The 13,986-nt window shown below is 60.6% G+C and carries 12 protein-coding genes; 10 read left to right on the forward strand and 2 right to left on the reverse strand.

Annotated features, from left to right (window positions below):
- From AC3FOF_RS32000 to AC3FOF_RS32020, 5 genes are all read left to right on the forward strand, one after another.
- On the forward strand, positions 1-717 hold a 717-nt coding region (locus AC3FOF_RS32000; protein ID WP_488728870.1), incomplete at its 5' end, for a fimbria/pilus outer membrane usher protein.
- A gap of 133 nt (positions 718-850) precedes the next feature.
- On the forward strand, positions 851-2,152 hold the full coding sequence (locus AC3FOF_RS32005) for a fimbrial protein (protein ID WP_488728871.1): 1,302 nt from the start codon (positions 851-853) through the stop codon (positions 2,150-2,152).
- A gap of 49 nt (positions 2,153-2,201) precedes the next feature.
- Complete coding sequence (locus AC3FOF_RS32010) at positions 2,202-3,374, forward strand: fimbrial protein (protein WP_488728872.1); 1,173 nt, start codon at positions 2,202-2,204, stop codon at positions 3,372-3,374.
- A gap of 1,019 nt (positions 3,375-4,393) precedes the next feature.
- Entirely contained in the window at positions 4,394-5,212 is an 819-nt protein-coding gene (locus AC3FOF_RS32015; RefSeq protein ID WP_488728873.1) for a transcriptional regulator, read from the forward strand.
- Positions 5,213-5,472: 260 nt separating this feature from the next.
- Positions 5,473-6,255 carry a transcriptional regulator gene (locus tag AC3FOF_RS32020; RefSeq protein WP_488728874.1) on the forward strand — a complete coding sequence of 261 codons (783 nt, stop codon included), beginning with the start codon at positions 5,473-5,475 and terminating at the stop codon, positions 6,253-6,255.
- A 54-nt stretch (positions 6,256-6,309) separates the two neighbouring features.
- Here AC3FOF_RS32020 and AC3FOF_RS32025 read toward each other — a convergent pair whose 3' ends face one another.
- Positions 6,310-6,999, reverse strand: a complete 690-nt coding sequence (locus AC3FOF_RS32025) for a TetR/AcrR family transcriptional regulator (RefSeq protein ID WP_488728875.1) — start codon at positions 6,997-6,999, stop codon at positions 6,310-6,312.
- Between the two features lie 167 nt (positions 7,000-7,166).
- Here AC3FOF_RS32025 and AC3FOF_RS32030 point away from each other — a divergent pair, with 167 nt between their 5' ends.
- From AC3FOF_RS32030 to AC3FOF_RS32040, 3 genes are all read left to right on the forward strand, one after another.
- Positions 7,167-8,219, forward strand: a complete 1,053-nt coding sequence (locus AC3FOF_RS32030; RefSeq protein WP_488728876.1) for an aromatic ring-hydroxylating dioxygenase subunit alpha — start codon at positions 7,167-7,169, stop codon at positions 8,217-8,219.
- 119 nt (positions 8,220-8,338) lie between these two features.
- Entirely contained in the window at positions 8,339-9,298 is a 960-nt protein-coding gene (locus AC3FOF_RS32035; protein ID WP_488728877.1) for a PDR/VanB family oxidoreductase, read from the forward strand.
- A 168-nt stretch (positions 9,299-9,466) separates the two neighbouring features.
- Positions 9,467-10,558: a porin gene (locus AC3FOF_RS32040; protein WP_488728878.1), complete on the forward strand. Its 1,092-nt coding sequence runs from the start codon at positions 9,467-9,469 to the stop codon at positions 10,556-10,558.
- 232 nt (positions 10,559-10,790) lie between these two features.
- On the opposite strand, the gene AC3FOF_RS32045 is transcribed toward AC3FOF_RS32040, so the two are convergent.
- Positions 10,791-11,717 carry a LysR family transcriptional regulator gene (locus tag AC3FOF_RS32045; RefSeq protein WP_488728879.1) on the reverse strand — a complete coding sequence of 309 codons (927 nt, stop codon included), beginning with the start codon at positions 11,715-11,717 and terminating at the stop codon, positions 10,791-10,793.
- 203 nt (positions 11,718-11,920) lie between these two features.
- Between AC3FOF_RS32045 and AC3FOF_RS32050 the strand changes: the two genes are divergently transcribed.
- Together AC3FOF_RS32050 and gtdA are read left to right on the forward strand one after the other, a co-directional pair.
- A complete protein-coding gene (locus AC3FOF_RS32050; RefSeq protein ID WP_488728948.1) occupies positions 11,921-12,907 on the forward strand; it encodes a 2Fe-2S iron-sulfur cluster-binding protein in 987 nt (328 codons plus the stop codon).
- Positions 12,908-12,919: 12 nt separating this feature from the next.
- Positions 12,920-13,966 carry a gentisate 1,2-dioxygenase gene (gene gtdA / locus AC3FOF_RS32055; RefSeq protein ID WP_488728880.1) on the forward strand — a complete coding sequence of 349 codons (1,047 nt, stop codon included), beginning with the start codon at positions 12,920-12,922 and terminating at the stop codon, positions 13,964-13,966.
- The last annotated feature ends 20 nt before the right edge of the window (positions 13,967-13,986 follow it).

Here is a 13,986-nt window from a genome sequence, read left to right on the forward strand (position 1 = left end):
GCGTTCACCTACGGCATGAACGTGGGCCACAGCGGTGGCGGTGATACCCGCGATGTCACCAGCGTGGGCGGCAATGCCTCCTATGTATCGCCCGTCGCCTCGGTCAACGTCAACGCGAGCCGGAGCAGCGTCTACCGGCAGGTCGGCGCCGGCATCTCCGGCGGGATTGTCGCCTACCCGGGCGGAGTCGTCTTCGCGCCCAGCATGAGCGACACGCTGGCGATCGTCGAGGCGAGGGATGCCATCGGCGCCCGCGTCGCCAATGCCAGCGGCCTGCGCATCGATCCATGGGGCCGTGCGGTGGTCCCCAGCCTGACGCCATTCGCCAGCAACGCCGTCGAGATCGACCCCAAGGGCTTGCCACTGAATGTGGAACTCAAATCGACCGAGCAGCACGTCGCACCAACAGCAGGTGCCGTCGTGAGGCTGCGGTTCGAAACCGAGAACACGGGGCGCACGGCGATCCTCCAGGCCAGGACCAGCGACGGCAAGCCCTTGCCCTTCGGCGCAGAGGTTTTCGATGTCAGCGGGCAAAGCGTTGGCACCGTGGCGCAGGCCAGCCGCATCATCGCGCGCAGATTGCACAAGGACGCTGGCGAGCTGACCGTCAAGTGGGGCGGCGCCCCATCGGAGCAGTGTTCGGTGGCCTACAGCTTGCCTGCGGGGGCCACTAGCAGCGTCGCGCCCTATTCGACGACGGGAATGGTCTGCAAATGATATCCACGAATGCAATGGTCGTTCTTGCCCGCAAGCCGCCCGATTTCGGCCGGGACCGACGGAGGGGCGCTGCCAGCTTGTCGATAGCGGGCCGACACAGGGACAAGAAGGTGCATCGCCCGGAAAGCCGTCGATGGAGCTTGGGTTATCTCTGCGAATTCTCGCCACGCAGCGAAGCGTCGGTGCGATCAGCCAGGACAGCCGGATCTTCGTGCGGGGTGTCCCCGATCAGGGGATGTCGCCTGGAAGAGGGTCGATGCGGCCGACGCAATACGCGCTCGCCTATCGCTTGCCGCCCAGGGACGAAGATCGCGGATCCGATGCGCGCATCGATGCGGTGTGCGGCGCGAGACTGCACGTTGAACGAGGCAACGGAGGTTTCACCAGCCGGAGGTCATTCACAATGATCCATTCTCTGTCACGCGCGGTCCTGCGCAAGTGGTTCCGTTTCGTCACGCTGTGCACGGCAGGGTGCGCCGGACTCGCCGCCAGCTTGCCCGCAGAAGCGGCCCTGCAATGCACGATCACCGGCTCGGCAGCGATCAGCTTCGGCACGGTCACCGTGCCGCGCGACACACCGGTCGGCACCGCGATCGGCCCGCTCCAATCGTCGACGGTATCCGCCTCCTGTCCGTCGAATCCGGGGTCGCCCAACAGCGGCTGGTATCTCCAGTACTACCCAAAATTGACCGGCAGCCCGGTGACGGGCGTCTGGAATACCGGGGTCGCAGGCATCGGCATCCGGGTGATCGACGTGACCTACAACAACAGGAGGTTGTCAAACCTCAATGTAGGCAGTTGGGATGATTTCGCCCCGCCGATCACGACCGGCGCTTCGTTCACCGGCAACTTCACATTCACCTATCAACTGATCAAAACCGCGGCACAGGTGGGGAGTGGCGGCCCAGTCAACATTCCGCAGCTGCTCACGCTGGTCAGCCACAATATCCCGGTGAACGAGACTTCGCCGCCGCAGGCGACGATTTCGGTCAACAACACGTTGATCGTCGCAGCCGCCTGCACTGTGACGACGCCATCGGTCGGCGTCGCACTGCCGACCGTCAGGGCCAGCGCGCTGAGCCCCGTCGGCACGACAACCGGCAACACCCGCTTCGACATCGGACTATCATGCCAAGCCGGCGCCAGCGTCTATGTGACTCTTACCGATGCAACCAATACCGGCAACACGAGCAGCAACCTGACGCTTGCCACAGGTTCGACCGCGTCGGGGGTGAAGCTGCGCGTACTGAATAGCAGCGGATCGGCAGTCAGCTATGGCCCCGATTCGGCAGCGGCCGGAAATCCGAATCAGTGGAAGGTGGGTGCGTCCGCCAGCACGACTCACATTCCATTGACCGCACAGTATATTTCGACTGGCCCAGTCACACCCGGGACAGTAAAGGGGCTGGCGACTTTCACGATGAGTTACCAATAGCCGCGACCGTCAGACGGCGTTGCGTCATCGCCTGCCTGAACAGTGCGCGATGGCCTACAGCCCGCCCGAGACGGGCCAGCGGCAGCGCTCCCTCCTATTCCGCAACGGCATTGGTCTGCAAATGATGCGCACAATGATGGTACCTTCGTTTTCCCGAGAGCCACGCACTTCCAGCCCGAACATCCAGCGATCCGTCATCTGCCTGAAGACCGCCATCCTGCTGTGGCTGGTGGCCTCCTGCTCCCCCGCCCTCGGCTTCTTGACGTGCGTGACTAGCTACAGCGCCCTCACCTTCACTCTGCCAACCGGAACCTATGCGATTCCGCGGGATAAGCCGACAGGCACCCGGATCACCCCCTTCACGAGCTTCCAGACAAACTATCCAAATGTCTGGAGCTGCAACGAAACGATGAGCAACACCTTCGTCGGCCCGGTGTATCAGTCACTGCTTTCCTCCTCCGGCCAAACGTACTCGGAGAACGGAATTACCTACCAGGTATTCAATACTAACCTCGCTGGCGTTGGATTGATCATGCAGATCGGCTCCAATCTTCCAAGCGGTTGGTACGGGCAATCGGGACTCAATTCCACCGGTTGGCAAAGCTACGGCAGCATCGCGTCCAGCTCCGCATTCTTCAACTACGTCTTCGGACCCGGCATGGCATTCGCCTTCGTGAAGACGGGGCCCATCACGCCGGGTACGGTGTCCCTGGGCGCCATTGCCCACATCGGGATGTCCGAACGCCCGATTGCCAATGTCAGCAATATCCTTCCAGTGACGGTAACTGGCAATCCGGTATTCACCGTGCTGGCGTGCACCACGCCGAACATCACAGTCAACCTGGGCACGCACCGGACCTCCGAATTCAGCGGCCCAAATACGTTTGCGTCCTCGGTCAACTTCAACCTTGCGTTGAACAATTGCCCGACGGGAATGAACACCATCCGCTACCAGGTCGACGCGGTCACCCCGATTGTCAACGCGCAGAATTCCGTTGTAGCGCTGGATGCCTCGTCCACCGCGAGCGGCGTCGGACTGCAGTTGCTGAACGGCTCCGGCACCCCCTTTCCCCTGGGCAGCGCCCAGACCTTCAGCGGCTACAACAGCGGCACCGGCGGCAGCTACACCATCCCCTTCAGGGCCCGCTACTACCAGACGGGATCTGCGGTGGGGCCTGGCAGGGCCAACAGCGTGATGACATTCACCATGACCTATCTGTAGCGTCTGCCGGCGGCAATACCCAGGGGGAGGTCGGCGATCGCCAAGCGGGCACTGCATGGCGTTGGCCGAGCAAGAGAATCGACTGCGGCAGCGTATCGGGACGGCCTGTGTTGCCTCGAGCTGCCGAGAGCATCCTTGGGAGATGCACCTGTCGTGGTCGAACGACGTTGATCTGATCCCATTCGAATACAGGAGCCCGATAATGTGCGAAGCATGTGGGAAACGGCTATGTGCAAAGTTGACGATCCTACCTGGCTTAGGGCCTGGGCAAGCGCAGGTGCCCTTGCCGTTCTCCTGTCGCTATGCTCGGGGCCGGTCGCGGCCATCTGCCCGTTCTTGACGAGCAGCGACAGGCGGATCATCACGATGCCAGTTCCCACTCCGATTACCGTCGCCCGGATTGCGGCCCCGGTTACAACCCTTGCGACGTCCCCGGATGTGTCCCCCGTGGGCAGTACCAACTTGACATGCAACCCGTCTTCCCCGACCGGGGTTCGCGACAACATCGAACCTCAGCCGGGCTTAAGCTCGACCCTGTTTCCAATCTACGTCAATGGCGCCAATATCAGCTTGTCGTTCCAGTGGATCTACAACGGCGCACCTGCAACCTCCTACGGCACCTATTCCCGCATCAGGTATCAGATTGACGCAGTCACACCCGCTTTCAATCCGGCCAATTCCATCGTGGCGCCGGATACACGTCCTCTGCCAGGGGCGTGCAGATGCTCGGCGGCTCCGGTACCCCGTTTCCCCTTGGGGCAGCCCAGACATTCCCGGGCTACAACGGCAGCACCGGGGGCAGTTGCGCCGTCCCGCTCATGGCGCGCTATTACCAGACTGCAGCAACCGTCGGTCCTGGAACAGCCAGCAGCATTCTGGCTTTCACTATGAGCTATTTGTAGCGTGTCCACACAGTTGCTGCTGACCCATACGAGGATAGCGGGCGCTCAATCGTTTAAGAATCGGTGGTAAGTAGAAGGTGGGCGAAAAAATAGTTCGCTCTCTTGGAGGTTAGGGGGATGCAGCAGATTCGATTATCAGCACCGGGCCGTACGGAGCTTGATGCTGTCTTTACGTCGTTCATTGGAATGGATGGCGGCAATCCCGATGCTGCCCTCTGGGTGTGCGATGTGGCTCCGTTGTTCAGCTGCGTGCCACCGCTGAAAGCACTGCGCCCGGAGAAGCAGCCCGGCTCCTGGAACGCCGCCTTTCGTCGGGCCAATGCTCACTTCTTCCAGCAATGGCAAACGCACTACCGAATTGCGCGCGTCATCGCAGCGGCCCACGCATCGACCCTGGCGCCAGAGCATAGCCCAATCGACGCGACGGAGTATTTCTACCACTATCTCTATGCGCCGCATGGCTGGGAGTTCAAGCTGAATCTCTTTCCATTTCCAGATAATCCACGTCCCAGCCGGCCATGGAACGAGGCGTTCGAAGAAGATTCCGTCCTGCGCTCCAAATCGGCCTACTTGCACTTGTGCCGCGATGGCGGCCGATTTCGCTTCATCTCCAAGCTGCGCCATCAGCATCAACCGCGCATCATCCTGTGCCTGGGCCAACGGCACAGGTACGATTATCTGCGTGCGTTCGGCTTCGAAGGTATCGATGGAATTGAGGAAATTCTGCAGCCTGCAGATGTGCCTCATTCGCTGTATGTCTTTGAACATGAACGAACTGCGCTGGTGCTCAGTCCTTCACTCGGCGGCCCCAAAGGGCTGAGTTCCAATGTGCTTCTTGACGCGCTGGGAGCCTACTTGGCGCGGCGGCTGGACGCATCGGATTTCCCTCCCCATCCGGGCGCACGGCTGACCGCCTTATCCCTTTCCGCACCATAGTGAGCCTCCACCGCATTGACCCGGACCCCGAACCAAGCCGAGTCCAAAGCAGGAATTCCGGGCCACTAGATCCATGACTTGGAGTCGGGCTGACCGGCAAACAATTCGGGAAGACCTGAAACTCCTTGAAGCGGAACACTTCATCCGCGCCCATGTCTCGTTTGGTATCCGGCGAGACGCCGCCAGCGGCGGGTTAGGTGGCAGATCAGCACGTTGGAGCGCTGAGTTAGCGGGGCGCATTAAGCTGTAAGGGGAACAGTATGAAAAATGCCGTGTTTACTAGGTCGGAATTGGACGGCTATTTTGCTTCGTATGTCGGGATGGAAGGGGGGAATCCGGGGGCGTCGGTGTGGTTCTGCGACGGAAGCCCACATCCGTGGTTCGAACATCTGACCGCGCCGCTGAGGCCGCGCATGTCCCCTCCGGCATGGGATACAGCGTTTCGCACAACGTATCGCGAGAGCCTCGGAAGATGGCTGGGCCATCAGCATATTGCCCGCATCATGGCGGCGGCTCGCGCCGAAGTGTTGGGCCTCCCCCTGTATGCCACGGACTGCCAGCAGTATTACGAACAGCAGCTGTATGGGCCCTGGGGCGCCGAGTTCAAGCTGAGCCTGTTTCCGTTGCCATTGCATCTCGATGGCCTAACGCCTTGGTCCAAGGTGTTCCGCGGACAAAGGGAGTTGGTACCCAAGCAGCGCTACCTGGACCTTTGCCGCCATGGCGGGCGTTTTCGCTTTCTGTCCGACATCTGCACGCGTTGGCAGCCAAAGCTCGTGGTGTGCTTGGGCCATCGGCATACGGAAGACTTTATTCGAGCCTTCGCGCTCGGCGATGTGGTCGCCGAAGAACTGCTGTTGCAGCCAGCCGATCAGGCGAAACACCTGCGCATGTTCAAACGGCGTGGAACCGGCTGGATCATCTGTCCCGCTCTGGCAGGCACATCGGGCATGAACTCAGATGCACTGCTGAATGCATTTGGCAGGTTGCTTGCCACTTACCTCAATCCGTCCGACTTTCATATTCCGAAGGACAGAGGCTGATTGACACGGGTAATCGCACGACGAGCGACCTGGCGGAAGCCTGGCGACGCGTTGTTAGCGCACGCTCTCCCGAATTTTCCTCGCCACGTGCTCGGAAATGAGCCGCCTCCAATCGTCAAGATTTACTCGCGCATAGGTTTCGTCTGTCTGCCACAACTGGTGCACGGCCATGCCGCGCACTTGATTTAGCGTGAGATTCAGAACTCGCTCTGCGTCCTTCGCGGCCAAGCCTGATGCCTGGAGCACCTGCAGCCAGCGGGCGTTCGTCGTCTGCCGATAGCGCATCATTACTGGCATGATCCGTTCCATCAACTCGGGATCGGTGCGCGCTACCATCAGTACCTCCAACGCCACTGTGAACGGCCAATCCAGATATACGCTCACGCAGTCCGCAATGAATCCCTCGATGGGATTCGCGCGTGCTTCGGGCGACTCGGCCACCCGCTGACCGCGCTCAGTCGCCACATCGTAAATCCACTCTGTGGCTGCCACCACGAGTTCCGCTTTTGTCGCGAAGTGGTGCATCAGCGCGCCATTGGAGAGCCCTGACTGGGTGGCAACCTCCTTGGTCGTCAAGCCACCGTAGCCACGCCGCATGAGCACGTCGATAGTCGCAGCGAGGAGTCGCTCACGTGCCTCCCGGCTGCGTGTCTCCTGTGACCGGCGGACTGGAACGCCGGATCCTGCGGCTGCCCCTCCAGTGGAGGACGTCCTTCGACGTATCGGAGACTTAGGTTCCGGCATGGTGCTCGACGCGGGAATCTCTCATAAAATCCATAAAAATCAGCTATTTACGTTGAATTATACCAGAACACGGGCGGGTAATCCCCTACATTTACAAACCGCTCACTCTGTTTGTTTGTGTATAGAATGAACTCGTTGAACGGACACAACAACAGCGGAGACCCCAAATGACCTATCTCAAGAATGCTTGGTATGTGGCGTGTTTGACGCATCAAGTTCGTGCTGGCGAGATGTTTCATCGCACATTGCTTGATGAGGCCGTAGTCTTCTATAGGAAGCAGGACGGATCACCGGTGGCTCTGCAAGACCGCTGCCCACACCGCTTTGTTCCCCTTCACCTCGGGACGATTCGCGGCGACCAGATCGAGTGCGGATATCACGGCTTGCGCTTCGATTGTTCAGGAGCCTGTGTAAAGAACCCTCATGGCGACGGCAAAATTCCCGCAGCCGCCAAAGTGCGCGCGTACCCGGTGGAGGAGCGCCATGGAATGCTCTGGATCTGGATGGGAGACGCCCCCGCGGATCTTGCTCTTCTTCCAGACTACAGTGTGCTGGATCCCTCCTCAGGCTACCTTGTGAGCACGGACGGGTATATCCATATCAAGGCCAACTATGAATTGATGGCCGAGAATCTACTCGATCTCAGCCACATTACTTACCTGCACGACGGTCTCCTGGGCAGTCCAGAACAGGTCGGCGCAGATCAGGTCTTGACCGAGGACGAGGGGCACATTGTTTGCCGCCGGTGGATGCCTGGCATCAGCGTGCCCGGGGTATTCGATATGCTCTACCGGCGCGACCAGGGTCTGGTCGACATGTGGACGGAGATGCGGTGGATGCCACCCAGTTGCTTCTTGCTGGACTCTGGCGTCCACGCTGTCGGCGCCACGCGCGAGGACCACGGGTGGTATTACGGCGTCCACATTCTCACGCCGGAAACGCGATATACGACGCATTATCACTTTGCGGCAGCATTACCGGCCGGCACCCGCTTGACCGATGCGGAAGCAGCCAAATTTGCCGAGATGCGGCGCTTCGCGTTCGAGGAGCAAGACAAGCCCATTCTTGACGCACAACAAGCGGCGCTGGGCGAGACGGACTTCTGGGCAATGAAGCCGGTGCTTCTCACAATCGATGCAGGCCCTGTACGCATGCGCCGCGCGATCGAGCGACTCATCGCAGCGGAGCGGCAAACGGCACAGCCCGCAAGCGTCGATTGATCAGTCATTTTCGCTACTAGCATTTCTGCCAGTCGGCTGCCAAGGTCGGCTGCCAATGCTTTAGCTCCCTTCTCTGTGGTAGGAAGCCGGACATCTCCGGCACGCTGACTCTCGCTGTCATGGACACTGATAACACTACTGTACGCGTCGTTCGGAAGCAGTTCGACGCCGACGACATTTGCATATTTGCCTTGCAACCGGTCGATGGCTCTGCGGTACCGGCTTTCCAGGCCGGCGCGCATATTGATGTCCATCTGCCGAATGGAATGATTCGACAGTATTCTCTCTGCAATCCCCCGCATGTGCGTGACCACTATTTGATCGGGGTGCTCAAGGACCCTGCAACGCGTGGTGGCTCCCAATCGCTTCACGAGGAGGTTACTGAAGGCGACGTGCTGACGATCGGCCTCCCGCGGAATCTGTTTTCCCTCGCCGACCATGCACAGCGTCACCTACTGCTCGCGGGCGGCATTGGAATAACACCGCTGATTGCGATGGCATGGCATTTGGAGGCGCGCCGCGCAAATTATCACCTGCACTACTATACGCGTAGCCCTCAACGCACTGCGTTTCTCGAGCAAATCCGAACGTCATCGCTAGCGGGGAACGTCTCCCATTGGTTCGATTCAGCACCGAGCCAGGAAAAACCTACAGTGGCCGAGCTTCTCCGGCGCGCGCCACGCGATACGCATGTCTACGTTTGCGGACCTGCCGGGTTCATCAATCATGTCATTGATGAGTGCGGCAGAGTCGGCTGGCCGGCTGGACAGGTGCATTTCGAGAGATTCACTGCAGCCCCAAGCACAGGGGAAACCGAGTTCACGGTTGTGATTCGTAGCAGCGGGCAGCGGATCCCGATTGCAGGAGATACGTCAGTCGTGCAAGCACTTGAATGCGCCGGAATTTCGATTCCAGTCTCGTGTGAACAAGGCATCTGCGGCACGTGCCTCACGCGAATCTGCGCCGGCGTACCCGACCACCGAGATCAGTATCTGACCAAAGACGAGCGCATGGCCGCCAATATGTTCACGCCCTGCTGCTCGCGATCCCTGACACCAGAACTTATGCTTGATCTGTAGGCGAGTCCCGCGTTTGCCGAGCTCAGCGTTTCCGAGGCCGTCCGTTAGCACTCTCTATTCCCTTACTTCATTAGATATCTGGAGGAGCCAAATCCATATTTCCGATACGAAATTGCAGGTTCGATTAGGTAAGCAAAAAAATATAGAAGCGAGAGGAGACATCAAGATATGAAACCTGGACGATTGGCTGTTGGTATCCTATCCGCAACCCCTTTGCTCGCCGCCGCGCAGTCTGTCACCCTCTATGGTGTGGTCGACACAGGTGTCGAGTATGTGAACAACGTCGGAGCGGCCAAGGACGGCTTGGTACGTATGCCGACACTGACTGGCACGGTCCCTTCGCGCTGGGGCTTGCGTGGCACCGAAGACCTTGGCGGCGGGCTGAAAAGTGTCTTCGTGCTCGAATCGGGCTTCGCGCCTGACTCCGGCACGTCCAACCAAGGCGGACGTTTGTTCGGTCGCCAGGCTTTCGTCGGCCTGAGCAACAAGTGGGGCCAAATCAGCTTTGGTCGCCAGTACACAATGCTGTTCTGGGCCACGTTGGACTCCGATATCCTGGGTCCGAACGTATATGGGTCGAGCTCCCTGGATAGCTACCTGCCCAACGCCCGCGCGGACAATGCCATTGCCTACAAGGGCAAGTTTGGAGGTTTCACTATTGGCGGAACATACAGCTTCGGCCGTGACACCGTCAATGCCGGCCCAAGCCCGTCTGGTACCAACTGTGCAGGGGAGAATCCTGCGGACAGTCGGGCCTGCCGGGAGTGGTCAGCCCTACTCCAGTATGAGACAAACTGGTGGGGTGTGGCCGCCGCCTATGACTCGCTACGCGGCGGACCTGGCGCTTTCGGCGCCCTGGTCAAGAGCAGCTTGAAGGACGACCGACTGTCGCTCGGCGGATACATGCTGCTGTCCAAAGCGAAGCTGGGTCTCGGCGTGATCAGCCGGAACAACGAGGCCAGTTCCACGGCGCACAGCCAAATGTATTATGGCGGCGTTTCGTACGACGTTACCCCAGGCTTTAGCCTTGCTGGGCAACTCTACTATCAGAAATACAACAACAGCGCCAACAAGGCTTGGCTTGGCGCGGTACGGGCCACCTACTCGCTATCAAAACGGACGTCCGTCTACGCGACGGCTGGTTACATTGACAACGGCGGCCAGCTTGCGCTGTCGGTCAGCACCGGCGCGGCTGGCAGCAATACCAAGGCAGGTGGCAACCAATTTGGCACAATGATCGGCATCAAACACATCTTCTGATTGTCCCCGCGCCCGGTGCTCGCCTCCCGTGCGTGCCACGCCCTTGTCGGCTTCGCCGGGCGTACTGCCGAACAACTTCCTCTGCCCAACCGATTCTTGCCGCGCCTCTGGCGTCAGGTAATTCCGTGGGTTGCCACCGCGGTCGGACTCCCGCGGCGGCGGCTCATATTACAGTGTTGCCGCACGCTTGAAATCCCCCGAGCGCGATACGACTGGCCCCGGCCTTAGCTTGCTACCCCTTGCGCGTGCTCCCTGCCTTGTCGCCGAAGAGATCGAACACGACACCACGCAGCCACTGGTTCGCCGGTGAACGGTGGTACTTTGCGTGCCAGAAGACGTTGATCGCAACGTCCGGCAGCTTCGCGGGGTGGGGGACTGTCACCAAATCGAAGGGCTCGATCAGTCGGTCGGCCAGTCGCTCGGGAATGGTAGCGATGAGGTCGGAGTTGTGCAGGATATGTCCGACACCAACGTAGTGCGGCACTGTCAGCCGGATGGTTCGCTCGACGCCACTGCGCTGAAGCAACTCGTCAACCTTGCCATGTCCCGTACCTGCGGAGACAACCACGAGGTGCTCCGCGCCGGTGAACTCGGGTAGCGAGATCCGCCTCTTGTCGAGTCGGTGCCCGCGGCGCATCACACAGACGTAGCTCTGTGTGAAGAGCCGTCGCTGAAAAAAGCCCGCCTTAAGTTGTGGCAGCAGGCCAATGGCCAGATCCACCTTGCCGGCCTCCAGTTCATCCTTGAGATTGATCGCCGTATTCCTCACGGTGCTCAGCGTCATCGCCGGCGCCTCGCGCCCCATCCGCTCAATGAGCGCGGGCAGGAAGTAAATCTCTCCGATGTCGGTCATCCCTATCGTCACAGCTTGCCTGGCGCTAGCAGGATCGAAGCTGCTGCGCTGGTTGATGCCGCTGTGGATCATCGCCAACGCATAGCTCACGGACTCGGCGAGTTGGTCTGCGTAGGGGGTCGGCTCCATCCCCTTTGCCGTGCGCAGGAACAGCTCGTCGCCAAAAAGCTTGCGCAGCTTGGCCAGCGAGTTGCTAACGGCTGGCTGCGAGATTCCCAGGTTGTCGGCGACCCTCGAGACGCGACGCTCGACCAGCAGTTGGTTGAAGACGACGAGGAGATTAAGGTCCAGATCCTGGAGTTCCATAAGTCAGATCCATCTCGGATGAGTGATAGCGGTCGAAAGAAGCGCGCGCCGGTTGGGACAAAACACACCGTACCAAGCCGGTATCGACATTCTTCTTCCACCGTAGTCTCGTTACAAGGGGAGGTGATTCATCACTGATAGTGATATAGCACATTTCCCAAATCCCATTGGCTGATTGCTCGATGGCGTCCATCATTCCAGCCATGGAACTGCTAATACAGCCCCTTCAACGCGTTATCCACGTCGAGCCCGGCGCCAACCTGCTTGAGGCACTCCGTGCCGCCCAAGTGCCGATGTCCTACAGCTGCATGGCGGGGCGCTGCGGCACCTGCCGGTGCAAAGTGATGGAAGGAGAAGTTCTTGACGGGGGGCGCCAGCAGCAGCGCCCCCTCGAAGCCTGCGACGAATACGTGTTGGCCTGCCAGACCTTCGTGACCGAGCCGTGCACGATCGAGATCCCGGAGCCCGACGAGGTCGTCGTCCATCCGGCTCGCATCGTCAAAGCGAGCGTGCAGTCGATCGAGACGCTGACGCACGACATCAAGCGCCTGGTCCTCAAGCCTGCCAAGCCAATCGAGTTCTCTCCCGGGCAATACGTTCAGTTGCAGTTCGCGCCCGACAAGATCCGTCCGTATTCGATGGCTGGCCTGTCGACGGATGGCAATTTGGAGTTCCACGTGCGCATCGTACCCGGTGGCAGAGTTTCCGGCTATGTCGCCAATGAGTTGAAAGTCGGCGATGCGATCCGAGTCAGCGGGCCGCTGGGCTCAGCCTACCTGCGGCGCAAGCACGAAGGTCCAATGCTGTGCGTGGCCGGCGGTACGGGTCTGGCCCCCATCCTGTCCATCCTCCGTGGCGCGATCACGGACGGGATGGTCAACCCCATCCATCTATACCTCGGCGTCCGGTCGCAACGCGACGTGTACGGGCTCGACTGGCTGCGCGAGTTGGCGAACCGCCATTCCGCCCTGAAGCTGCATGTCGTCGTCACCTCGGGCGGAGACCCTCGCCATCAACGCTGTGGCCTGGTCACGGAGGCCATCGAGCAGGACATCGACAGCCTGCAGGGCTGGCGAGCCTACCTTTGCGGTTCACCACCCATGGTCGAGGCCGCGTCGGTGCTGGCCAAGCGCAAAGGCATTGCACCTACCCACATTTACGCCGACGCGTTCTACACGCAGGGCACCTGAAGGAGACACCTCTTGCACGCAGCTAAGCTCTCGCCGGAGGCCACGCGCGAACGCGCCGCCTACTACGATCGCATCGGGTCGCAAAACATGACACCGCTGTGGGAGGTACTCGGCGCGCTGGTGCCATCTCAGCCCCGCTCCCCGGCGCACGCGGCCCTGTGGCGGTATGCCGAACTGCGCGAACAGGTGCTGGAGGCCGGGCGGCTGATCACTGCCGAGGAAGCTGAGCGTCGGGTCCTCATCCTGGAAAACCCCGCACTGCGCGGGCAATCCAGTATCACGCAGTCGCTGTACGCCGGCCTGCAGCTGATCTTGCCCGGTGAAGTGGCTCCATCGCACCGTCATACGCAGTCCGCGCTGCGCCTTGTGCTGGATGGAGAAGGCGCATACACCGCGGTAGATGGCGAGCGCACCACCATGCGCCGCGGCGACTTCATCATCACTCCGGCCTGGACTTGGCACGACCACGGAAATCTTGGCGAGCAGCCGGTTGTCTGGCTTGACGGGCTAGACATCCCGATCGTCCGCTTCCTGGATGCCGGGTTCGCCGAGAAAAGCGAGCAGTCGTGCCAGCAGCCGCAGCGGCCGGAGGGCGACGCGTTGGCCCGCTACGGAGCCAATATGATGCCATTGGACTACCAGCCTAAGCCGGCCGAACCAACCCGCGTCTTCGTCTACCCCTTCGAGCGCACGCGCGCGGCGCTACTGGGCATCGCGCACGGCACGCCCGATGCGTACCACGGCTTCAAGCTGCGCTACGTGAACCCCGCCACGGGCGCTTCGCCGATGCCAACCATCGGTTCCTTTGCGCAATGGGTCCCGGCAGGCTTCGAGACGGAGCCGTACCGCTGCTCCGACGGCACTGTCCACGTCTGCCTCGAGGGCAGCGCTGAAGTGAAGGTTGGCGAACAGACCTGGCGCATCCAGGAGAACGACGTTTTCGTCGTGCCCTCGTGGCACACGCTGCAGATGCGCGCCGACCGCACCGCCCTGCTCTTCAGCTTCTCCGACCGCCCAATGCAGCAAGCGCTCGGCCTCTGGCGCGAGCAGCGCCTGTGATATCTCTTCTGGAAGAATCC

It is taken from the genome of Cupriavidus sp. 96C5-1 (assembly GCF_057798855.1).